We start from the raw sequence: 21531 nt of genomic DNA, 5'->3' as shown, positions 1-21531 counted from the left end.
CGCTTTCGTCCCCCGACTAGGTCTGGTTACTGGTTGTTGTCTTGGCCGGGAATTTGCCCAGCAGCGCATCGACCAGTTTTGCAAAACCGATGCCCTTCGACGATTTGATCATCACCACGTCGCCCGGCTTCAGCGCGGCGAGCAGCACCGGCTTCAACTCCTCGACGCCGGCGCGATATTCCGTCCTGATATCGTCCGGCAGCGCTTCCGCCAGCGACCGCATTTCCGGCCCGCCGAGAAAGACTGTCCGCGTGCCCGTGCCGACGATGAGATCGGCAAGAGCGGCATGCAGCTTGGCCGAGTGGTCGCCGAGCTCCAGCATGTCGCCAAGCACGGCGATGCGCCTGCCCTCGCCCGTCACCGGCGTCGCATTGAGCAGCGCCATGGCAGCCGCCATCGAGGCCGGATTGGCGTTGTAGCTCTCGTCGATCAGCGTGATTTGGCCACTGGGCTGGTCCGAAGTCGAGCCGCCGGGCTGGCCCGAAATCGGGCCACCGGGGTGCCGCAGCACGTGGCGCTTGCCGCGCCCGCGCTCGGCCGAGAGATCGGCCAGCGCCAATGCAACCTTGTCGAGATCGGCGCCAACCAGATGCGCGGCGCCAAGCACCGCCAGCACGTTCTGCACCATGTGCCGGCCGGGAGCTCCGATGCGGGCGATCATATCGTGGCCACTGATCCTGGCGGCGATGTCGGAATGATCGGCATGCAACTCGCACTTGACCAGCTTGAAGGTCGAGCGAGCATTCTCGCCGAAGCCATAGACATGCTCGACGCCGGCAGCCTGTGCCATCTTGTCCAGCAGCTTGAAACGCGCATCGTCGCGGTTGAGCACCGCGGCACCGTTGGGCACCAGACCCTCGAAAATCTCGGCCTTGGCCTTGGCGATCTCGTCCAGATTGCGAAAGAAGCCAAGATGCGCGGCCGCGATCATGGTGACGATGGCGACATGCGGCCGCACCATCTTCACCAGCGGCCGTATCTCGCCGGGATGGTTCATGCCGATCTCGAACACCGCATAGTCGCAGTCAGCCGGCATGCGCGCCAGGGTCAGCGGCACCCCCCAATGATTGTTGAAGGACTGCGCCGAGGCATGCACCTTGCCAACGGCCGAAAGCACGTGGCGAAGCGCCTCCTTGGTTGTGGTCTTTCCCGCGGAGCCGGTTACCGCGATGATCCTGGCTTGCGAGCGGGCGCGCGCCGCGACGCCGAGCTTTTCCAGCGCAACCAGCACGTCCTCGACGACGATGATCGGCGCCGTCAGCCGGCCAAGAGACGGCAACTTGCCTTCCGCCACCACCAGCACGCCGGCGCCGGCCTTGATGGCGGCGGTGACGAAGTCATGGCCGTCCATCGCCTCGCCCTTGATGGCGAAGAAGGCCTCGCCCGGCTGCAGGCTGCGGCTGTCGATCGAAATGCCCGATATGCCCTCGGGCATGGGGCCGAGCGGCCGCCCGTCCGTGGCGGCAACCAGCGCTTCCGATGTCCACAGCAAACTCATGCGGCACGCTCCCTGAGAGCGGCGCGCACTTCCTCATGGTCGGAGAAATGCAGGGTTTCAGAGCCGATCGTCTGGCCTTCCTCATGGCCCTTGCCGGCCACGATCAGCGTGTCGCCGGCATGCAGCATGCCGACAGCCTCGTGGATTGCCTTGCGCCGGTCGCCGATCTCGATGGCACCGGGCGCGGCGGCGAGAATGGCGGCGCGGATGGTCTCGGGCACTTCGGAGCGCGGATTGTCGTCGGTGACGATGACGACATCGGCGAGCCGGGTCGCGATCTCGCCCATGATCGGTCGTTTCCCCCGGTCACGGTCGCCGCCGCAGCCGAACACGACCATCACGCGACCGGTGGTGAACGGACGCACCGAGGACAGAACATTCTCCAGCGCATCGGGCTTGTGAGCGTAATCGACATAGACCGGCGCGCCGCTCGCCGTGGTGCCGACCAGGTCTAGCCGGCCCGGCGCGCCTTTCAATTTCTCCAATGCCGCCAAGGCTTTGGCGACAGGTGTTCCTGTGGAAATGGCAAGCCCCGCCGAAACCAGCGCATTCGCTATCTGGAAATCGCCGGCGAGCGGCAGGTCGATCTCGTGGATCACACCGTCCGCCTCGACCTCGGCACGCTGGCGATGACGCTCATGCTCGACCCGCTTCAGCCTGAGGAAATCGCCATGGCGGCCGACCGTCAGCACGTCGAGCCCAGCGGCCCGCGCCGCCTTTATCGTCGGTGCCGACCACGGATCGTCGGCGAAGACAACGGCCGGTGCGCCCTTCGGCAGCAGCGTGTCGAACAGGCGCAATTTGGCGCGATGATAATCCTCGATCGTCGGATGGTAATCCATGTGGTCGCGGCCGAGATTGGTGAAGCCGCCGGCCGAGAGCTTCACCCCATCGAGGCGGCGCTGGTCGAGCCCGTGGCTGGAGGCCTCCATCGAGGCGTGGGTAACGCCGGCATCGGCCAGTTCCCTCAGCAACTGGTGCAGGGCGACCGGATCGGGTGTCGTCAGCGAACCACATTCGTTGCGGCCGGGCGCAACCACGCCGGTGGTGCCGATCGAGGCGGCTGCGTATCCCGCCTGCTCCCATATCTGCCTGGTGAAGGCGGCGACCGACGTCTTGCCGCTGGTACCGGTCACGGCGACCATGGTTTGCGGCTGTCTGCCGAAGTAGCGGGCGGCACTCAACGCCAGTGCCAGGCGCGGATCATCGACCGCCAGCACCGGAACCGGCAAATCGGCAAGGGCGCTGCCCGCGACGATCGCGGCAGCGCCACGCCGGGCCGCGTCGGCGGCGTAGCTGGCGCCATCGGCCCTGGTGCCGGCAAGCGCGAAAAAGAGGACGCCCGGTTTTACCTGGCGGGAATCCGACGAGATGCCGGAAACCTCCAGATCGGCGGAAGCTGTTCCTTCGACTGGCAGGATACCGGCTAGATCTTTGAGCTTCATCGAGTCCCGTTCACCGCAACAAAATAGCGCGCAGTTGCCGGCGCGCCCCAAGAATCACTGATAGGAAACCAGCGTTGCACCATTTTCATGGCTGAAATCTGGCTTCACGCCAAGCATTGCCGCTGCACGCCTGATGATATTGCCTGCCATTACCCCTGCATTGTTGGCCGCGACGTCGGTCATCCCGGGCTTTTCCGGATGCGGGGCGTCGGCGATCGTGAACACCAGATATTGCGGATCGTCCATCGGGAAGGCGGCGACAAAGGTGTTGAAATTCAACTCCTTCGAGTAACGGCCATTGATGACCTTCTCGGCCGTTCCGGTCTTGCCGCCGACGCGGTAGCCGGGAACCCGGGCGTTTCTGGCCGAACCCTTCTCGGCGTTGAGCGAATAGAGGTAGCGCATGCCCTCGACAGTTTTTTCGGCAACCACTTTCTTGGCCGCCGCCATCGCATCCTCCTGGCTGCGGACCAGGAATGTCGGCTGCATCAGGAATCCGCCATTGACCAGCGCCGCGCAGCCGACAGCCGCTTGCAGCGGCGTCGTCGACACACCATGGCCGAAGGCGATGGTGAACGAATTGACCTGCTTCCAGACCTTCGGCTCGGTCGGGCGGGCGACTTCGGGCAGTTCGGTCTGCATCTTCTCCAGAATGCCGAGGCGATGCAGAAATTCGCGATGCGCCTCGATGCCGACCAGCTCGGCCTCCCTGGCCGACCCGATATTGGAGGAATAGAGGAACACCTCCGGCAACGACAGCACGCGGTTCTTGCCGTGGAAATCGTGAATGGCCTGGTGGCCGACCCGGATTGGATGCGAAGCGTCGAAGCGGCTCGACATCGTCGCCTTGCCGGAATCGAGCGCCATGGCCGAGGTGAAGCTCTTGAACGTCGAGCCCATCTCATAGAGCCCCGCCGACATCCGGTTGAGCCGGTCCTTGTCCTGCGCATTGTAGGGATTGTTCGGATCGAAATCCGGCACCGAGGCCATGGCGACCACTTCGCCGGTCTTGACGTTGAGCACGACGGCGCCAGCGCCCATGGCGCGATAGCGTTCCAGGCCGGCGGCGATCTCGTCGCGCACCACATGCTGGACGCGCAGATCGATCGAAAGCTTGACCGGCCTGAGATCCTTCGCCACCGCCAGGCCCGACGCCTGCAGGTCGCTCAGGCCCTGCTCATCGATATATTTCTCCATGCCAGAGATGCCCTGGTTGTCGATGTTGGTCAGGCCGACAATGTAGGATGAGGTTTCGCCGCTCGGATAAAAACGGCGCTTTTCGGTGCGGAAGCCAAAACCGGGAATGCCGAGCTGCATGATGTCGGCCTGCTGCTTGGGCGTCAGCTGCCGCTGCAGCCAGACGAAGCCGGCGCCGCTCTTCAGCTTGTGATAGGTCTGCTCGTAGTCGATTTCGGGCAGCACCGTCGACAGCTTCTCGATCGCCTCATCGGCATCGACGATGCGGCGCGGCTCGGCGAACAGCGACGCTGTCTTGATGTCGGTGGCCAGCACTTCGCCGTTGCGATCGACAATGTCGGGACGTGACGCGGTCACCCGGCTTTGCGGACCGCCCGATAGGTCGGGTGTCTGGAAACCGAGATAGACCAGCCGCCCGGATATAGTCGAGAAAATGCCGAAGAATACCGCCATCGTCATCACGATGCGCGCCTTGCCCTTGCCGCCGGTCGCCTTGCGGGCGCCTTCGACCACGATCGACCCGTCCTCGCCCGTCCTGGCGCGGCCTACCGTGGCGAAGCGTTTCAGCAGTTTGCCGATCATTGGGCGATGTCTCCGGTCACGACGGGATCCTTGTCGCCCAAAGGCGCCTTGTCGGAATTGTCGGCCATGGCGCCCTGGCGCCCGTTCAGGATGTCCTGGATGTCGAGGGCCTTGGCCGGCAGGTCGCCCAGGCCCACGATCTGCCGGGCACTGACCGGCTCCAAAGCGAGCTGCGATTTGTAGAGCTCGGCGAGCTTCTGCAGCCGCGACGGCTGGGTGAGCAGGCTCCAGTCGGCCTTGAGAAGGTCGATCGTGTCCTCCTCGTAACGTATCTCGGCATGGATCTTCTGCACGGCCGCCAACTGGTCCTCGGCCTCGCGCTTTGCCTTGTAGGTCAGGGCGGCGGCCGAAACCATGACGGCGATCAGGATGATATCGCTGGTACGAAACACGTGCTTACCTCTCCCCCGGCCGGTCGATGCCAGGAAGTTTTGGAAGGCCGAAGATCGAGAAATCGCCGCTGCGCGCCGGAGCCTCGGTGCGGATCGCGGCACGCAGCCTGGCCGAGCGGGCGCGCGGGTTGGCCGCAACCTCGGCGTCGCCTGCCGTCACGCCGCCACCGGCCTTGAGGAAGGTCGCGGTGCGCGCCTGCGCCTCCGGCATGTGGCGCGAGCCGGTCATGGCGTCGGCGCGGTCGGCGATGAAACGCTTGACGATGCGGTCTTCCAGCGAATGGAACGTCACCACGACAAGGCGGCCGCCAGGCTTCAGCGCGCGTTCGGCCGCGAACAGTGCCCTGGCCAATTCACCGAGCTCGTCATTGACGAAGATGCGCAGCGCCTGGAAGACGCGCGTCGCCGGATGGATCTTGTCCTTCGGCGCGCGGCCGATATGCGTCTCGATTGCGTCAGCGAGTTCCAGCGTGCGCTCGAACGGACGTTTTTCCCGGCGCGCCTCGATCATGCGGGCAATACGGCCGGCGTGACGTTCCTCGCCGAGGAAGCCGAAGATGCGGGCAAGGTCGCCCGGCTTGAAACTGTTGACGACATCGGCGGCGCTCAGTCCCGCCTGCGCCATGCGCATGTCGAGCGGTCCGTCGTTGCGGAAGGAAAAGCCGCGCTCGGCCTGATCGAGCTGCATCGAGGAGACGCCGATGTCGAGCACGACGCCATCGGCGCTTTCGACGTGCTCGTCGAGCGTCGAGAACGGCGCCTGCACGAGCCGCAGCCGGCCCCCGGACCGCGCCTCGAGGTCGCGGCCGGCCGCGATGGCATCCGGATCGCGGTCGATGGCAACGACGGACGCGCCGGCCGCAAGGATGGCCTTGGTGTAGCCGCCGGCGCCGAACGTACCGTCGATGATGATGTCGCCCTCTGCCGGCGCCAGCGCTTCCAGCACTTCGCCAAGGAGGACCGGAATGTGGCGGACCGATCCGCCAACGGCGTTGATATCATCGCCGTGGCCCACCGTCATTCCGGTCGCTCCCCAGCCTTGGCCTCGTGAGCCTTCGTCCCCTGCCGAAGCTGCAAAAGCCTGGCCCGCGCCTGCGCCCCATAGGTCGCAAGCCGTCCCGGCTCCCAGATCTGAAAGAAATTGCCGCGCCCGACAAAGGCCACCTCCGCCGAGATGCCGGCATGCTCGCGAATGAAATCGGTCATGGTGATGCGGCCGTCCTGGTCGAGTTTCAGGAATGCGCCGTCGCCATGGCAGAAGAACGACATGTCGTCCGCAGCCTGCAGGAACGGGTCTTCCCGCGCGATGCGCTGCTCGTACCGGTCGAGCAGATCGAGCCCGCCGACATCCATCGCCGGCAGGTCCAGGCAGCGCAGCGCATAGAGTTCCGAATAGCCGCGCTTCTGCACCACGGCACGAAAATGCGCGGGAACGGACACCCGCCCCTTCGCATCGATCCTGCTCACCGTGTTCGACAGAAACCGGTCCATCACACGTTGCGGCCGCTTGCGCCGCCGCACCCCTCTTCATCGTGTCGCACGCGCCACCGCCGCGCATTGCCTGCCCCGCACCCACCTCGTCCACACGGGCGAAAACCGGCAAACGCGCAGCCGCCGCGGCTGCCCGATTGGCGTACGCTCTACCCTGACGCGGAACGAAGGCTTTGATGTCTGGATGGGATAGCATGGGGCACTATGGGCGTCAACGGGAATAGGCTGCTCAAACACGCGCATCATGCCGACGAGAAAGGCTTTGACAGCACGTCTCGTCTTTATGGTCTATTAAGCCTAACGAAGCGTTTAGAGCCTGCCTGGCCCAACTTGAGGCGCCTTGCCGCGAGCCGCCGCCGGGCATAGCGTCTCGTCCATCTCACCGATCGCCAAGGGATTTGAAATCGATGTCTGAAACTGCGAAGTCGCGCGCTGCAGCCCTTCCCCATTTGCGTCGCGGCGGGTTTGCCATGGGCGATTCCATTCCCCTGCCCCTGACCATGGCCGCCATCTTCCATGCTCCGGGTGATGCCACCGGCTTCAACCAGTACGGCCGCTTCAGCAACCCGACCTGGGATGCCGTCGAACACATGTTGTCCCATTTGGAAGACGCGCCTTGCGTCGGTTTTCCCTCGGGGATGGCGGCGATCTCGGCGGCATTCTTTGCCGTGCTCAAGGCCGACGACCATATCCTGCTGCCTTCGGACGGCTATCACACCACCAGGGCGCTGGCCGATCGCTTCCTGAAGCCGCTCGGCGTCACCCACGATGTCAGGCCGACATCGACCTTCCTCGACGGCGGTTTCGATGGCTACCGCCTGGCCTTTGTCGAAACGCCCGCCAATCCGGGGCTGGACATCTGCGATATCGCCGCTGTCGCCGAAGCCGTTCACAAGGCGGGCGCGCTGCTGGTGGTCGACAACACGACGATGACGCCCTTCGGCCAGCGCCCTCTCGACCACGGCGCCGATATCGTTGTCGCCGCCGACACCAAGGCGCCCAATGGCCATTCCGACGTGCTGTTCGGCCATGTCGCCAGCCGCAATCCGGATATCATCGCCGCCGTGACCGGCTGGCGCGAGGTCTCGGGCAGCATCCCCGGGCCGTTCGAAGCCTGGCTGGTGCATCGCGGTCTGGAAACATTGGACGTGCGCTTCGACCGCATGTGTTCGTCGGCGGAAGTGATCGCGCGGCGCCTGCAGGGGCACCCGGCGATAAGCGGCCTGCGCTATCCCGGACTGGAAGGCGATCCCTCGCACAACCTTGCCCGCGCCCAGATGGAGCGCTTCGGCTTCCTCATCTCCTTCGAACTCGCTTCAGAGCAGAAAGCCGAGGATTTCATCAACAATTGCAGTCTGATGCAGGCCGCGACCTCTTTCGGTGGCGTCCACACCTCGGCCGAGCGGCGTTTGAAGCGAGGTGACGCGGTTCCGGCCGGCTTCGTTCGCTTGTCGGTAGGCTGCGAGCCCGTGGAAGAACTCTGGAATGCGATCGAGGCCTCGCTGGCCAGGATCAGCGGCTGACAGATCGACTAGCGGTTCAGCGTTGATGGAATCGCCGAACCGCTCTAACTCTTTGTTTTTACGTTCGCAAGGGAAAGCGCTACGCGCTTTTCCCGGGAAAAACTGCTACCACTTTCCTGGAATTGCTCTACGAGCCGAGGTCATCGGCTTCGATGTTGCGACGACCATGCAGCACGCGAAGAATTTCGATCGCATCACCGCCGACCCGGTACAAGGTGAGATATTCGCCGACAATCAGGTGGCGGATACCCGGCGCTATGTCGTCGCGTGGCGCACCTGAAAAGGGATGCAAGGTCAGCAAATCCCAACGTCTTTCCAGTGCATCCACGAGGCGAACGGCAGCGCGCGGATCGTGGCTGGCGATGTAATCGCCGATGCTTTCGAGATCGACGGTGGCTTGAGGAAGCAGTCGGTATTTCACTCCTGGAAGCCTTTGGCCTCAGCCATCTTCAGGTATTTCGCGCGCAATCGTTCCATGATTGGCTGGCCGTCTTGCGCGGGCCCGCTGTCGATCCCCTCCTGCACCAGCTTGCGCAGTTCCTCGACCGTGTAGCCCATCAGGTCGCGACGGTCCTTCCATTGCCTCAATGCATCGCGGATCACCTCGCTCGCCGAGGCGTATTCTCCAGCCGCGACCACATCGTCGACCGCCTGCGCCAGTTCCGGCGAAAGTGTGATGCTGCGTTTGTCGACTTGACCCATGATAGGCTCCCGATAATGAGCCGTGATGGTACGATTTAATCGCACCAATTTCAAGAAAGTCGGCGAAATCTCTGTCTTGTGGCGATGCAAAGCAGCGCCGCGCCCTTGGATAAGAAGCTGCACCCATTGGGTGCAACCTTCTGATACGAAAGACTTAATCCTTGATGTAGCGGAGAGAAACTGCCAGCTGGCCTGTAAGCCGGGTTTTGTATGGCCCTCGCCCCTTGCGAGGCGAGAACGTGGCGGCCATTCATCTTGGGCGCATGTTGCCATGCGCCTCACGCAACCTACCCGGACGGTGAGCCGGAAACAGCCCTCGAGGGTTTCCCCTCGCACCGCCCCTATTCGGTCTTGCTCCCGGTGGGGTTTACCGTGCCGCTCCTGTTGCCAGTCGCGCGGTGGGCTCTTACCCCACCCTTTCACCCTTACCCCGACAAAGTCGTGGCGGTTTGCTTTCTGTGGCACTTTCCCTGGGGTCGCCCCCGCCGGCCATTAACCGGCACCGTGTCTCCATGGAGCCCGGACTTTCCTCACCCGCGGCCTTTCGGCGTTTGCGGGTGCGGCCGCCCGGCCAGCTGGCAGGGCGTATAAAGGGGTTCACACCACAAAACGCAACCGAAAAAGCCGCTCGTGCCGGTTCTTGTCAAGCCGGCGCGCCGACAGCCGCCAACTGAACCTTGACCTTGCTGCAGTAAGCCGCCGAAACCGGGTTCATCCGGGTGGCGCCATGGCCGGCATTGTATTTCAGGATCGTGCCGCAGGTCGTGCCACCGCCGAGGTCGCGCGCCATGGCGAGGTACTTCATGCCGTATTTGATGTTGGTGTCGGGATCGAACAGGCCTTTGGCCGATCCGCTGTAACCCATCATGCGCGCGGTTGCCGGCTTGATCTGCATCAGGCCGATCTCGCCGGCGCCGCCGACCATGTTCGGCCGGTAGTTGCTTTCGATCTGGATCACGGCGTTGGCCAGCGACACCGGAACGCCGTAGCTCGCCGCGTAGCGGGCGACAATCGCGGAATACTGGCCGCCGCTCGTCACTGCCGCGGTCGCCGCAGCGACGTTGCTGAGACCGATCGATGCCGTCGTCGTCATGTCCACGATTTTGCGACCGCGCTTTGTCTGCCTCTTGGCAGAGGATTTCCTTGCCTTGGTCCAGCTTGCCTTTTCCACTTTCGCGGAAGCCTGCTTCGTCGTCGCCTTGGCACTCTTGCTGCTTTTGGCCGAAATGGCCTTGCCTTTGGCGGGTGCCGCGACGAAGCCCTGGTCGGCCCGCGGGCTGAACGGCGCGGCGTCGGCCGCACTGAAGGCAAAACTCATTACGCCGGCAGCAAGAGCTGCCGTTAAAACCGTCAATTTCTGCATGTGATCCTGTTCTGTTGGGACCGCGCGAAGATTTTCGCGTGGCATCGCTTGATCAATATCGGAACACCCGGGGGGCTGGACGTCCGACAAACTGTACGAAAAGCCCTTTGAAGCCCGATTTGGCGCCAATAAAGGCGGGGCAAGTCACTTTAAGTGACAGTTTGTAACTTTAGGGCCAGGGAGGATTACTTGAATCAGGAATTGACCCTGGGTCAATTCCTGACGGAAGCAAGCAGCTTCTGCAGTGTGCGCATCGTCGAGCCGTCGGCAACTCCGTCGATCCGGCGCGGCCGGAAATGCCGTTGGAAGGCCTCGACTACGACCCGTGTCCGATCGTCGAAAACGCCCGATATCTCGACACCATAGCCATAGAGCGACAGCATCGACTGCAGTGTCTCGACATCGGCACCGCGGTCGCCGGGCTTCAGCGCGGCTCCGCGCCTGACGGGAGCGGCTGGCACGAGATGCCCGACCCCGGCCTTGAACAGCGCTGCCCATGGAAACTTCTCGCCGGGATCAATCTTGCGGCCCGGCGCCACGTCGGAGTGCGCCAGCACCCGCTCGGCGCCGATCCCATGCCGCGCGGCAATCCCTTTGCACAGCTCGATGACCGCCGTGATCTGACGTTTCGGAAAGCCGGGATAGCCCAGTGAATGGCCCGGATTGACGATTTCAATGCCGACCGAGCAGGAATTGATGTCGGTGCGTCCGAACCAGGAACTCTGGCCGGCGTGCCAGGCGCGGTCGCTTTCCCGGACCATCTGCACGATGTGGCCATTCTCATGGACAAGATAATGCGACGAGACTTCACTCGCCGGGTCGCACAGCCAGGCTTCGGCCCCGGTACCACTCGCCATACCGGTATAGTGCAGCACGATCATGTCGGGCTTCTGCGCGTCGCGCCTTGGCCCGAAATTCGGCGATACCCTGACCTCGGCCCTCGGCTCGTCGGGCAGGAAGCCGGTCATGCGTGCCGCAGGCCCCGCTCGATCATCTCATAGGCGGCGTTGATCGCCGCGACCCTGGTCGTCGCGATCTTGATGAATTCCTGCGGCAACCCGCGCGCGATCAACCGGTCCGGATGGTTGTCCGACACCAGCTTGCGATAGCGTTTTCTAACCTCCTCGAACGGCTTGCCGCGCTCGATGCCGAGCACGACATAGGGGTCGCCGGCGCCAAGACTGACGTGCCGCGCCAAGATCGATTCGTAATGCGTCTCATCGATGCGGAAGATCTCGGCGATACGGTGCAGGAAGATGCCTTCGCGCTCATGCACCAGCCCATCGGCCTTGGCGATATGGAACAGGCCGTCGAGTATGTCTTCCAGCATCACGCAATTGGAGTGCCCGGAGCCGCAGAGTTGCGCCATGCGCTCGGCATAGGTTTCGAAACCGGCCACGTCCCGCTGGGCGAGATCGAACAGCCGCGCAACGTTGCGCGTCTCCTTCGGCGGCACTTCGAAGATTTCCTGGAAGGCGCGTACCTCATCCTGGGTGACGATGCCGTCGGCCTTGGCCATCTTGGCCGAAAGCGCGATCATCGCCACCGAGAAGGCGACGCGGCGGCGCAAGTCGGCGTCGCCGGAAAAAACCGTGCGCACAGCCTCGACCACATCGGCGACGCCAGAGGTGGTTGAAGACGAAACCCGCGTGATGAAGTCGCCGAGGCGGTCCCAAATCGACATGGCCCGCTTCATAGAGCCAACCGATCCCCGCTATCAAGTCAATAACAGCCATCTGTCGGGTCTGTGAACGAGAGGCGCATTGCTGGTGCCTATACGAGAAAGGCCGGCGTAGAGCCGGCCTTCCTCCCAAGGCACTTACTGGTTACAAACTACTGCGCGGGCGCAGGAGCAGGCGTTGCCGGAGCCGGCTCGGCAGGCTTGGTCGAATTGTCAGCCGGAGCCGCGGGCTTCATCGGCTGCTCGGCAGGCGGCGGATTGGTGCTCTGCGTTGTGGTGTTGTCGGTGCCTGTGCCGCTGTCGCTGCAGGCCGCGACGCCCAGCAGGGCAAGGGCGGACAGGGAAGCAAGAATGAGCTTTTTCATAACATCTCTCCTTCGACACACGTTCACGTTGCGGTGGACGGTCGAGACACAAATGCCCGAGATGGCCTTGGGTTTCGTAACGTTGCGTTTCCACCTGTAACATCAATGGCATGCAAGCGTTATTGCTGCCGGCGCTTTGGCGCTTTAACAACGACACCGGAATCGAAATACCGGAGACAGCCGCATGACCGCGAAATGGGATTTCTGGATCGATCGCGGCGGCACCTTCACCGATATTATCGGCCGTGACCCGCAAGGCGGGCTGCATCCGCGCAAGCTGCTGTCTGAAAATCCCGAAGCCTATGCCGATGCCGCCATTCAGGGCATTCGCGACCTGCTCGGCCTTGACACAGTCGCCGCGATCCCGTCCGGCCTGATCGGCGACATCAAGATGGGAACCACGGTGGCCACCAACGCCCTTCTGGAGCGCAAGGGCGACCGCGTCTTGTTGCTCATCACCAAGGGGTTTCGCGATGCGCTCAGGATCGCCTACCAGGCGCGACCCGACATTTTCGCCAAGGAGATCATCCTCCCCGAGCAACTCTACGAGCGCGTCATCGAGATCGACGAGCGTGTGCTCGCCGACGGCTGCGTCGAACGGCTGCTCGACATATCGGCTTGCCGGCCGGCCATTGAACAGGCGAAAGCCGATGGCATCGATGCCGTTGCCATCGTCTTCATGCATGCCTGGAAATATCCCGATCACGAGAAGGCGGTGGCCAAGGTCTGCCGCAAGCTTGGTTTCGGCCAGGTCTCGGTCAGCCACGAGGTCTCGCCGCTGATCAAACTGGTCGGCCGCGGCGACACCGCGGTGGTGGATGCTTATCTGTCGCCCATCCTCTCACGCTACGTACAACGGGTGGCGGGAGAACTGGGTGCGGCGGGAGAAAACGACGAATCCCCTCGCCTCATGTTCATGATGTCTTCTGGCGGCCTCACCGCCGCCGACATGTTCCAGGGCAAGGACGCGCTGCTGTCGGGCCCGGCCGGCGGCGTGGTCGGCATGGTCGAGACGGCGAAGCTCGCCGGTTTCGACAAGGTTATCGGCTTCGACATGGGCGGCACGTCCACGGACGTCGCCCATTACGACGGCGAGTATGAGCGTGCCTTCGACACCGAGGTCGCCGGCGTGCGTGTCCGCGCGCCGATGATGCGCATCCACACCGTCGCCGCCGGCGGCGGCTCGATCCTGCACTACGAGGCCGGCCGCTTCCGCGTCGGACCGGACTCCGCTGGCGCCAATCCCGGCCCCGCCGCCTACCGGCGCGGCGGCCCGCTGGCCGTCACCGACGCCAACGTCATGTTGGGCAAGCTGCGGCCCGATTTCTTCCCGTCGATCTTCGGCCCTGGCCAGGACGCGCCGCTCGACGCGGAAACCGTGCGCGCGAAATTCACGGCTCTTGCCGCCGGGATCGGTGACGGCCGCTCGCCGGAAGCGGTCGCCGAAGGCTTCGTCACCATCGCGGTCGAGAACATGGCCAATGCGATCAAGAAGATTTCGGTGCAGCGCGGCTACGACGTCACCGAATATCTCCTGAACTGTTTCGGCGGCGCCGGCGGACAGCACGCCTGCCTGGTCGCCGACGCGCTCGGCATGGAGGCGGTGCTGATCCATCCCTTCTCCGGCCTGCTTTCGGCCTACGGCATCGGCCTGGCCTCGGTCTTTGCCTCGCGCCAGCAGGCGCTGCTGAAGCCTCTCGCCGAGGAATCCAGAACGGAAATCGGCGGCCTCATCGCCACCTTGAAAAAGGCAGTGATCGCGGAGTTGGCGGCGCAAGGCATCGCCGAGGGCTCGGTTTCCACCAGGCCGGTACTGCACATTCGCTATGACGGCACCGACACGGCACTGCCGGTGAATTTCGAGGCAGACTCGATCTTCCAGGCCAGGCGCGATTTCGAAATCGCCCACAAGGCACAATTCGGCTTCGTCTATGACGACAAGCCAATGATCGTCGAGACCGTCGGTGTCGAAGGCACCGAAACCGGCCAGACCAGCGCCGAGGCCTATGCGCCTGCCGGACCTGCAACTGTCAAGTCAGCCACTTCCGAGACCAGGCGCATCTACACGGAAGGCCGGTGGCATGAAGCTGGCGTCTACCGTCGCGAGACCCTCGGACCGTCCAATCTGGTCGCCGGGCCCGCCTTGATCATCGAGCCGAACCAGACCATCGTCGTCGAGCCGGGCTGGCAAGCCGAAATCACCAACCTCAATCACGTCGTCATACGCCGTACGGAAAAGAAAGCGCGCGCCGCTGCCCTTGGCACTAAAGCCGATCCGGTGATGCTCGAAGTCTTCAACAATCTCTTCATGTCCATCGCGGAGCAAATGGGCGTGACGCTGCAGAACACCGCCTACTCCGTCAACATCAAGGAAAGGCTCGATTTTTCCTGCGCCGTCTTCGACCACACCGGGGCGCTGGTCGCCAATGCGCCGCACATGCCGGTGCATCTCGGCTCCATGGACCGTTCGGTCGAAACCATCATCCGGCTGAACTCCGGCGACATCCACCCTGGCGACGTCTTTGCCCTGAACGCCCCCTACAACGGCGGCACGCATCTGCCAGACATCACCGTGGTGACGCCGGTCTTCGACGATGCCCGGAAAAACATCCTGTTCTGGGCGGCTTCGCGCGGCCACCATGCCGACATTGGCGGCACCGCGCCGGGCTCGATGACGCCGCTCGCCACCACGGTCGACGAGGAAGGCGTGCTGTTCGACAATTTCCGCATCGTCGACCGCGGAAAATTCCGCGAAAAGGAGCTGCACACGCTGCTCACGGACCATCGCTACCCGGCCCGCAACCCGCATCAGAACATCGCCGACCTGAAGGCACAGATCGCCGCCAACGAGAAAGGCGTGGCGGAACTTCGCAAGATGGTGGGGCATTTCGGCCTCGACGTCGTCGAAGCCTATATGGGCCATGTGCAGGACAACGCGGCCGAGAGCGTGCGCCGCGTGCTGGAGCGGCTGCCGGACACGTCGGAGTATGAATATCCGACCGACACCGGCCAGGCCATCAAGGTGAAGATCACCGTCGATCGGCAAAAGCGCGAGGCGACCGTCGACTTCACCGGCACATCGAAGGTCGAGAAGAACAACTTCAATGCGCCCGAGCCGGTCGCCCGTGCCGCCGTGCTCTACGCCTTCCGCGTCATGGTCGAGGACATGATCCCGATGAATGCCGGCTGCCTCAGGCCGATCAATATCGTCATTCCCGACGGCTGCATGCTCAAGCCCACCTACCCTGCCGCCGTCGTCGCCGGCAATGTCGAGACTTCCCAGCATGTCACCAACGCGCTGTTCGGCGCCATGAGCGCGATGGCCAACGCGCAGGGCACGATGAACAACCTGACCTTCGGTAACAAGAAGTATCAGTATTACGAGACGATCTGCTCCGGCTCGCCGGCCGGCCATATGAACTCCGGCCGCGGCTTTGCCGGTACCTCCGGCGTCCACACCCACATGACCAATTCGCGCCTCACCGACCCTGAAGTGCTGGAGCTGCGCTTCCCCGTGGTGCTGGAGGATTTTCACATCCGCCAAGGATCCGGCGGCAAGGGCAAATGGAACGCCGGCGACGGCACCAAACGCACCATTCGCTTCCTCGAGAAGATGGAATGCGCGATCCTGTCCTCGCACCGCAACCGCCCGCCGCAAGGGCTGGACGGCGGCGGCGACGGCGAAGTCGGCTCCACAAAGGTGCGCCGCAACGACGGCACGGTCGACGTGCTGAAAGCTTGCGATCAGACCGTGCTCGACGCCGGTGAGGCCGTCATCGTGACCACGCCGACGCCGGGCGGGTTCGGTAGGCTGTAAAGAAGGCGTCAACAGGCTGTCACCGGCCTGTCATGACCCTGCGTTACCCGCTTGCGCCAAAGCAAATGGGGAATCACTTTGCCATGACGGACGTCTCCGCAGATCTGGTTTTTCGCCGCGGCAAGGAAGTTGGAAAGGCCGTTTACCAGAACCGCCCGCTTTCGAAAGCCGGCATCTCCGAGCGGCTGTTCGCCTTCCTGTTTTCCGGCCTCGTCTATCCGCAGATCTGGGAAGACCCCGACGTCGACATGGACGCGATGCAGCTTGGCCAGGGCCACCGCGTCGTCACCATCGCCTCGGGCGGCTGCAACATCCTCGCCTATCTCACCCGCTCGCCGGCACAGATCGACGCCGTCGATCTCAACGCGGCCCACATCGCGCTGAACCGCATGAAGCTGGAGGCGGTTCGCCATCTGCCTTCGCAAGGCGACCTGTTCCGTTTCTTCGGTGCGGCGGACACGAGCCACAATTCCGAAGCCTACGACCGCTTCATCGCTCCGCATCTCGATCCGGTCAGCCGTCATTACTGGGAGCGACGCAACTGGCGCGGCAACAGGCGCATTGGCGTTTTCGACCGCAATTTCTACCAGACCGGCCTGCTCGGCCTGTTCATCGCCATGGGCCACCGCACGGCGAAATTCTTCGGCGTCAACCCGGCCCGCATGATGGAAGCCAGGAACATCGGCGAACAGCGCCGCTTCTTCAACGAGGAGCTGGCGCCGGTCTTCGACAAGAAGCTTCTGAAATGGGCGACGTCGCGAAAAGCCTCGCTGTTCGGTCTCGGCATCCCTCCGGCGCAGTATGACTCGCTGATCACCTCCGGCGACGGCACCATGGCCAGCGTGCTGAAGGCCCGGCTGGAAAAGCTCGCCTGCGATTTCCCCTTGGAAAACAACTACTTCGCTTGGCAGGCTTTCGCCCGCCGCTATCCCGAGCCCGGCGAGGCCGCCTTGCCCGCCTATCTGGAAAAGCGCAACTACGAGACCATCCGCGGCAATATCGACCGCGTCGCCATCCACCATGCCAACCTGATCGAATTCCTCGCCGGCAAGGATGCCGGCGCCGTCGACCGCTTCATCCTGCTCGACGCACAGGACTGGATGACTGACGACCAGCTCAATGCGCTGTGGTTGGCGATCACCCGCACCGCCTCCGCCGGGGCCCGCGTCATCTTCCGCACCGCCGCCGAGCCCAGTCTGCTGCCGGGGCGCGTCTCGACCTCGCTGCTCGATCAGTGGGATTATCAGAACGAAGCATCGCGCGAATTCTCGGCCCGCGACCGCTCCGCCATCTATGGCGGCTTCCACCTCTATGTGAAGCGCGCGGCATGAGCACGACGGAGCTGCCGGCCAGCCACGCCGAACTGATGGACGGCGTCTACCGCTGGCAGCGCCATATCTACGACCTGACCCGCAAATACTACCTGCTCGGCCGCGACCGGATGATCGCGGGGCTGGACGTGCCGCCGGGCGGCACCGTTCTGGAGCTCGGCTGCGGCACCGGCCGCAACATCATTCTCGCCGCCCGCGCCTATCCCGACGCCCGTTTCTTCGGCCTCGATATTTCGGCCGAAATGCTGGAAACGGCCGGCAAGGCAATCGACCGCGAAGGCCTCTCGGATCGCGTCACGCTGGCAAGGGGCGACGCCACCGATTTCGATGCAGAGGCCCTTTATGGCGTCGAACGGTTCGACCGCATCTTCGTATCCTATTCGCTGTCGATGATCCCGGGCTGGGAGAAGACGGTCTCGGCAGCACTTGCCGCGCTGGCCCCGACGGGCTCGCTGCACATAGTCGATTTCGGTCAGCAGGAAGGTCTGCCGGGCTGGTTCCGCACCTTGCTGCGCGGCTGGCTGAAAAAATTCCACGTCACGCCGCGCGAATCCCTGCGCGACGTTCTGGAATCGGAAGCCGAGCGAACCGGCGCAACCTTCCGTTTTCGCACGCTTTATCGTGGCTATGCCTGGCTGGCGGTCATCGGGCTCGGCATGTGACATCGCAGATATTGCGGCCGTAAAACCATCCATGGCAGTTGCAGAACGACCCAGGGGGCGGTACACTATCTCCATGCAGGAGGTAGAAAGTGATCGTCGGGTTTCGGGACGGATGGCTACGGGCCTTCTTCGTGGAAGACATTCACTCCCGCAACATTCCGTCCGATCTTGAAAGCCGGTTGTTCCGCAAACTCCAGATGATCGATGACGCGATGACCGATCGGGATTTGCGTGTGCCGCCGAGCAATCATTTCGAAAAGTTGCGTGGCAATCTCGATGGCTTCCATTCGATCCGCGTCAATGGCCAATGGCGGCTGATCTTCCGGTGGGACGGCGGACGTGGTGAAGCGTCGGATACTTATCTCGACGGCCACAGTTACAGATGAGGTGACACATGTTGATGACGACACGCAAGCCCGCAACGGTGGGCGAAATCCTCACGGAAGAATTCATGCAGCCGCTAGGCCTGACACAGGCTGCTTTGGCCGAAGCGATGGGGGTCCAGCGCAAGCATGTGAACGAATTGTGCAACGACCGCCGCAACGTGACGGCTGCCACTGCGCTCATTCTGGCGCGGGTCTTTGGCAACAGCCCGGATTTCTGGCTGAACGTGCAGCGCCGTGCCGATCTTTGGGCGGTCATGAATTCGCCCGACGAGCGCGCGCGTGTCGATCGCGCCAAGCCTTTGGCGACTGCGGCATAGAAGAAAACTTGCAGCACTCGACTGCCGCTCAATGCAGCGCCTTCACCAGCGCCCCCACCAACGCTTGCGGCCGATAATTGAGCTTGGCCGGCGTTAGCCCGAGCCGCACCACCACCAATTGCTCGGATGGAATGATGGCGACGGTCTGCCCGTCATGGCCTTCCATCCAGTAAGTGTCCTTCGGCAGGCCGGCGGCGACGCCGGCACCGGGATTTTCCTCGTCGCCCGGCGCTTCGATCCACAACTGGCCCTTGCCGTAGACTTTCGAGGCGGATGCCGGCTCGCGCATCCAGTCGACGAAGCCGGCCGGCAGGACCTGGTTGCCGTTCCATACCCCGCCCTGCAGCAGGAACTGGCCGAACCGGGCCCAGTCATGCGCGGTGGCGTAGAGATAGGACGAGCCGACGAAAGTGCCCTGCTCGTCGGTTTCGAGCACCGCGCTGTACATGCCGAGCGGCTCGAACAGCGCCATGCGCGGCCACCTCAATGCCTTCGCCTTGTCGCCGATCGCGTCCTGCCAGACGCGCGACAGCATCACCGCCGTGCCGCTGGAATAGGAAAACACCTTGCCGACCTCGCCGGTGAGGGGTTTGGAGCCGGCAAAACCCGCCATGTCGGGTTCGAGGTAGAGCATGCGCGTCACATCGGCGACGTCGCCATAGTCTTCGTTGAACTCCAGACCGCTCGACATCGCCATCATGTCGGCAAGGCTGATCGCGGCGCGGCCATCCACCTTCCAGGGCGTGAACAGGCCCTTGTTGTCGACCGCCAGCTTGCCGTCCCTGATCAGTGTGCCGACGATGGCGGCGTTCACCGTCTTGGTCATCGACCAGCCGAGCAATGGCGTCTTGACCGAAAAGCCGTCGCCATAGCGTTCCGCGACGACCCGCCCGTTCTTGACCACGACGATCGCGCGCATGCCGGTGCCGGCCATCGCGTCGTCCGCGATGATCTTCGAGACTTCAGGGTTCTGCGAGGCATCGACCCGTTCGCCCTCGGGCCACAGCGCATCCTGGCTTGTCGCCGCAGGCTCGGCATGAACTGTCGTGCGCCGCGCCTTGCCGACATCGCCGTCGGGAACCGAGACGCAGCCCAGCCCGTCGCGGGCAACCGCCTCGCTCTTGCCGAGGAAACCGAGCAGGCCGGCCGACACCGTCCCTCGGTTCTTGTCGACGGAGACCCGCATCAAGCGCAGCAGCGGGTGGCCGGGCGCCTGCACATCGACGGCCAGCACCTCGTTGGCGTCACGCCCGGCGATGAAGACGTTGGAGCAGACGATCTTGGCCGAATAGCCCGAGCCGACGCGGATAAGTTCCGGGGGCGCGATATAGAGCCAGGCAACCAGCGCGGCGATAGCCAGCACGATCAGGCCAAGCAGCCATTTGACGATCTTGACGATGATCCGCATCCATTGCCTCCCAGGCACTCGCCTGACGTTTATGTCATCGAATTGCCGCCATTGCTTCCGCAAAATCGGGCTTCTTGTCGAGCGCCATAAACCAGATATCAACCATGATCGGCGATCACAGGGATGCATGTCGCCCAAAAGTGCGCAGCATTTTTGCGACAACGACATGCACGAAAAGCGAATAGGCTGGGCGATGCGTGGGGCGATCGCCTGGAGGGGGCCAGACCAACTTCGGCCATCAAGTGCACAGACCCATCAGCGACCGGCTGATTCCGGCTTGGAAGTTGCGATGCGCCGTCTTGCGGTCCTTTTCATGCTGACGCTGCTCGGCGCCTGCTCGACCGTGGACGATCTCTCGCCGCTGTCGCCGTCCGCGTCGAGCAGTCCGACGGTGGCCGTGCGCGCGCCGCGCTTTGCCGATTCCAAGCCGCATGAGTGGGACAGCGGCGCGCCGTGGAACTATGCAGTCCACGGCACCGACGTCTCCAAATACCAGACATCTATCGACTGGCCGACCGCCAAGGCCAGCGGTATCTCCTTCGCCTTCATCAAGGCGACCGAAGGCGGCGACCGATTCGATGAATATTTCAGCGAGCACTGGGCGCGCACGAAAGCCAACGGAATTCCACGCGCGGCATATCATTTCTTCTATTTCTGCACGCCCGCCGCCGTGCAGGCGCGCTGGTTCATCCAGAATGTCCCCGTCGACCGCTCCGCATTGCCTCCGGTTCTCGACATGGAATGGAACCCGAACTCGCCGACCTGCCACCTGCGCCCCGACGCGGCCACGGTGCGCACTGAGATGACCACCTTCCTTGAGATCGTCGAGCGGCGTTACGGCAAGAAGCCGATCATCTACACCTCGGTCGATTTCTTCGAGGACAACGAACTGTCGAGCTTCCGCGGCTATCCCTACTGGCTGCGCTCCGTCGCCGGGCACCCGCGCGAGAAATATGGCAGCCACCCCTTCACCTTCTGGCAGTACACCGGAACCGGCATCGTCCCCGGCATGACCGGCAAGTCCGACATCAACGTCTTCAACGGCTCGGAAGCCGCCTGGAATAAATGGTTGCGGCAGAACACCCGCTGACGCCGTGGCAACGGCAGCGAAGGCGCCTCAAATAGGGTTGCGGCAGAACACCCGCTGACGCCGTGGCAACGGCAGCGAAGGCGCCTCAAATAGGGTTGAAGCAGAAGACCCGTTGACGCCGTGGCAACGGCGGCAAAGGCGCCTCAAATAGGGCTGAAGCAGAAGACCCGTTGACGCCGTGGCAACGGCGGCAAAGGCGCCTCAAATAGGGCTGAAGCAGAAGACCCGTTGACGCCGTGGCAACGGCGGCAAAGGCGCCTCAAATAGGGCTGAAGCAGAAG

Annotated in this window: 20 protein-coding genes and 1 other RNA gene; 7 read left to right on the top strand and 14 right to left on the bottom strand. The window is 63.5% G+C overall.

The window, feature by feature from the left end; all coding sequences use genetic code 11:
• Positions 1–16: 16 nt before the first annotated feature.
• Genes O7B34_RS09130 through mraZ form a run of 6 tightly spaced genes read right to left on the bottom strand, consistent with a single transcriptional unit; the run spans position 17 to position 6605 of the window.
• A complete protein-coding gene (locus O7B34_RS09130) occupies positions 17–1498 on the bottom strand; it encodes a UDP-N-acetylmuramoylalanyl-D-glutamyl-2,6-diaminopimelate--D-alanyl-D-alanine ligase (protein ID WP_337145732.1) in 1482 nt (493 codons plus the stop codon).
• A complete protein-coding gene (locus tag O7B34_RS09125; RefSeq protein ID WP_337145731.1) occupies positions 1495–2943 on the bottom strand; it encodes a UDP-N-acetylmuramoyl-L-alanyl-D-glutamate--2,6-diaminopimelate ligase in 1449 nt (482 codons plus the stop codon). Before O7B34_RS09125 ends, O7B34_RS09130 begins: the two co-directional genes overlap by 4 nt.
• Positions 2944–2997: 54 nt before the next feature.
• A complete protein-coding gene (locus O7B34_RS09120; RefSeq protein ID WP_140502413.1) occupies positions 2998–4722 on the bottom strand; it encodes a peptidoglycan D,D-transpeptidase FtsI family protein in 1725 nt (574 codons plus the stop codon).
• A complete protein-coding gene (gene ftsL, locus O7B34_RS09115) occupies positions 4719–5114 on the bottom strand; it encodes a cell division protein FtsL (RefSeq protein ID WP_027141642.1) in 396 nt (131 codons plus the stop codon). Before ftsL ends, O7B34_RS09120 begins: the two co-directional genes overlap by 4 nt.
• Before the next feature lie 4 nt (positions 5115–5118).
• Entirely contained in the window at positions 5119–6135 is a 1017-nt protein-coding gene (gene rsmH / locus O7B34_RS09110) for a 16S rRNA (cytosine(1402)-N(4))-methyltransferase RsmH (RefSeq protein ID WP_337145730.1), read from the bottom strand.
• The gene (mraZ, locus tag O7B34_RS09105; RefSeq protein WP_337142802.1) at positions 6132–6605 is read right to left on the bottom strand and encodes a division/cell wall cluster transcriptional repressor MraZ; all 474 of its coding nucleotides are present in this window, start codon (positions 6603–6605) and stop codon (positions 6132–6134) included. Before mraZ ends, rsmH begins: the two co-directional genes overlap by 4 nt.
• 407 nt (positions 6606–7012) lie before the next feature.
• Between mraZ and O7B34_RS09100 the strand changes: the two genes are divergently transcribed.
• A complete protein-coding gene (locus O7B34_RS09100; protein ID WP_337145729.1) occupies positions 7013–8128 on the top strand; it encodes a cystathionine gamma-lyase in 1116 nt (371 codons plus the stop codon).
• 127 nt (positions 8129–8255) lie between these two features.
• Here O7B34_RS09100 and O7B34_RS09095 read toward each other — a convergent pair whose 3' ends face one another.
• The 7 genes from O7B34_RS09095 to O7B34_RS09065 all read right to left on the bottom strand — a co-directional run bounded on the left by O7B34_RS09095 (position 8256) and on the right by O7B34_RS09065 (position 12239).
• Positions 8256–8549 carry a type II toxin-antitoxin system RelE/ParE family toxin gene (locus O7B34_RS09095; protein ID WP_140812653.1) on the bottom strand — a complete coding sequence of 98 codons (294 nt, stop codon included), beginning with the start codon at positions 8547–8549 and terminating at the stop codon, positions 8256–8258.
• Complete coding sequence (locus tag O7B34_RS09090; protein WP_140701926.1) at positions 8546–8830, bottom strand: type II toxin-antitoxin system ParD family antitoxin; 285 nt, start codon at positions 8828–8830, stop codon at positions 8546–8548. Before O7B34_RS09090 ends, O7B34_RS09095 begins: the two co-directional genes overlap by 4 nt.
• 179 nt (positions 8831–9009) lie before the next feature.
• Positions 9010–9409: RNase P RNA component class A (gene rnpB, locus O7B34_RS09085), an RNA gene on the bottom strand.
• A gap of 64 nt (positions 9410–9473) precedes the next feature.
• A complete protein-coding gene (locus O7B34_RS09080; RefSeq protein WP_337145728.1) occupies positions 9474–10193 on the bottom strand; it encodes a lytic transglycosylase domain-containing protein in 720 nt (239 codons plus the stop codon).
• A gap of 212 nt (positions 10194–10405) precedes the next feature.
• Complete coding sequence (locus O7B34_RS09075; RefSeq protein WP_337145727.1) at positions 10406–11161, bottom strand: N-acetylmuramoyl-L-alanine amidase; 756 nt, start codon at positions 11159–11161, stop codon at positions 10406–10408.
• Entirely contained in the window at positions 11158–11877 is a 720-nt protein-coding gene (locus O7B34_RS09070; RefSeq protein ID WP_337145726.1) for a DnaJ family molecular chaperone, read from the bottom strand. The genes O7B34_RS09075 and O7B34_RS09070 overlap by 4 nt, the downstream gene beginning before the upstream one ends.
• 149 nt (positions 11878–12026) lie before the next feature.
• A complete protein-coding gene (locus tag O7B34_RS09065; protein ID WP_337145725.1) occupies positions 12027–12239 on the bottom strand; it encodes a hypothetical protein in 213 nt (70 codons plus the stop codon).
• 184 nt (positions 12240–12423) lie between these two features.
• On the opposite strand from O7B34_RS09065, the gene O7B34_RS09060 reads away from it, so the two are divergent.
• From O7B34_RS09060 to O7B34_RS09040, 5 genes are all read left to right on the top strand, one after another.
• Positions 12424–16056, top strand: a complete 3633-nt coding sequence (locus O7B34_RS09060) for a hydantoinase B/oxoprolinase family protein (RefSeq protein ID WP_337145724.1) — start codon at positions 12424–12426, stop codon at positions 16054–16056.
• 32 nt (positions 16057–16088) lie between these two features.
• A complete protein-coding gene (locus tag O7B34_RS09055) occupies positions 16089–17387 on the top strand; it encodes a DUF3419 family protein (RefSeq protein WP_337145723.1) in 1299 nt (432 codons plus the stop codon).
• Positions 17384–18049 carry a class I SAM-dependent methyltransferase gene (locus O7B34_RS09050; protein ID WP_337145722.1) on the top strand — a complete coding sequence of 222 codons (666 nt, stop codon included), beginning with the start codon at positions 17384–17386 and terminating at the stop codon, positions 18047–18049. Before O7B34_RS09055 ends, O7B34_RS09050 begins: the two co-directional genes overlap by 4 nt.
• A gap of 89 nt (positions 18050–18138) precedes the next feature.
• Positions 18139–18435 carry a type II toxin-antitoxin system RelE/ParE family toxin gene (locus tag O7B34_RS09045; RefSeq protein WP_337145721.1) on the top strand — a complete coding sequence of 99 codons (297 nt, stop codon included), beginning with the start codon at positions 18139–18141 and terminating at the stop codon, positions 18433–18435.
• 8 nt (positions 18436–18443) lie between these two features.
• Complete coding sequence (locus O7B34_RS09040; protein ID WP_337104986.1) at positions 18444–18752, top strand: HigA family addiction module antitoxin; 309 nt, start codon at positions 18444–18446, stop codon at positions 18750–18752.
• 28 nt (positions 18753–18780) lie between these two features.
• Here the strand turns inward: O7B34_RS09040 and O7B34_RS09035 are convergent, their stop codons facing one another.
• Entirely contained in the window at positions 18781–20160 is a 1380-nt protein-coding gene (locus O7B34_RS09035) for a serine hydrolase domain-containing protein (RefSeq protein WP_337145720.1), read from the bottom strand.
• Positions 20161–20449: 289 nt separating this feature from the next.
• On the opposite strand from O7B34_RS09035, the gene O7B34_RS09030 reads away from it, so the two are divergent.
• Entirely contained in the window at positions 20450–21250 is an 801-nt protein-coding gene (locus O7B34_RS09030) for a glycoside hydrolase family 25 protein (RefSeq protein WP_337145719.1), read from the top strand.
• Positions 21251–21531 lie beyond the last annotated feature (281 nt).

The sequence above is a fragment of the Mesorhizobium sp. Cs1299R1N3 genome (assembly GCF_037179625.1).
GTDB classification, from domain to species: domain Bacteria; phylum Pseudomonadota; class Alphaproteobacteria; order Rhizobiales; family Rhizobiaceae; genus Mesorhizobium; species Mesorhizobium salmacidum.
The sequence above is the reverse complement of the archived record's forward strand: the minus strand, read 5'-3'. Positions and strand labels throughout refer to the sequence as shown.

Bases quoted from the DNA above. Each gene is read 5' to 3' on its own strand.
- O7B34_RS09130 (WP_337145732.1), bottom strand. From the start codon at position 1,498: ATGAGTTTGCTGTGGACATCGGAAGCGCTGGTTGCCGCCACGGACGGG.
- O7B34_RS09125 (WP_337145731.1), bottom strand. From the start codon at position 2,943: ATGAAGCTCAAAGATCTAGCCGGTATCCTGCCAGTCGAAGGAACAGCT.
- O7B34_RS09120 (WP_140502413.1), bottom strand. From the start codon at position 4,722: ATGATCGGCAAACTGCTGAAACGCTTCGCCACGGTAGGCCGCGCCAGG.
- rsmH (WP_337145730.1), bottom strand. From the start codon at position 6,135: ATGACGGTGGGCCACGGCGATGATATCAACGCCGTTGGCGGATCGGTC.
- mraZ (WP_337142802.1), bottom strand. From the start codon at position 6,605: ATGGACCGGTTTCTGTCGAACACGGTGAGCAGGATCGATGCGAAGGGG.
- O7B34_RS09100 (WP_337145729.1), top strand. From the start codon at position 7,013: ATGTCTGAAACTGCGAAGTCGCGCGCTGCAGCCCTTCCCCATTTGCGT.
- O7B34_RS09090 (WP_140701926.1), bottom strand. From the start codon at position 8,830: ATGGGTCAAGTCGACAAACGCAGCATCACACTTTCGCCGGAACTGGCG.
- O7B34_RS09080 (WP_337145728.1), bottom strand. From the start codon at position 10,193: ATGCAGAAATTGACGGTTTTAACGGCAGCTCTTGCTGCCGGCGTAATG.
- O7B34_RS09075 (WP_337145727.1), bottom strand. From the start codon at position 11,161: ATGACCGGCTTCCTGCCCGACGAGCCGAGGGCCGAGGTCAGGGTATCG.
- O7B34_RS09070 (WP_337145726.1), bottom strand. From the start codon at position 11,877: ATGTCGATTTGGGACCGCCTCGGCGACTTCATCACGCGGGTTTCGTCT.
- O7B34_RS09065 (WP_337145725.1), bottom strand. From the start codon at position 12,239: ATGAAAAAGCTCATTCTTGCTTCCCTGTCCGCCCTTGCCCTGCTGGGC.
- O7B34_RS09060 (WP_337145724.1), top strand. From the start codon at position 12,424: ATGACCGCGAAATGGGATTTCTGGATCGATCGCGGCGGCACCTTCACC.
- O7B34_RS09055 (WP_337145723.1), top strand. From the start codon at position 16,089: ATGACCCTGCGTTACCCGCTTGCGCCAAAGCAAATGGGGAATCACTTT.
- O7B34_RS09050 (WP_337145722.1), top strand. From the start codon at position 17,384: ATGAGCACGACGGAGCTGCCGGCCAGCCACGCCGAACTGATGGACGGC.
- O7B34_RS09040 (WP_337104986.1), top strand. From the start codon at position 18,444: ATGTTGATGACGACACGCAAGCCCGCAACGGTGGGCGAAATCCTCACG.
- O7B34_RS09035 (WP_337145720.1), bottom strand. From the start codon at position 20,160: ATGCGGATCATCGTCAAGATCGTCAAATGGCTGCTTGGCCTGATCGTG.
- O7B34_RS09030 (WP_337145719.1), top strand. From the start codon at position 20,450: ATGCGCCGTCTTGCGGTCCTTTTCATGCTGACGCTGCTCGGCGCCTGC.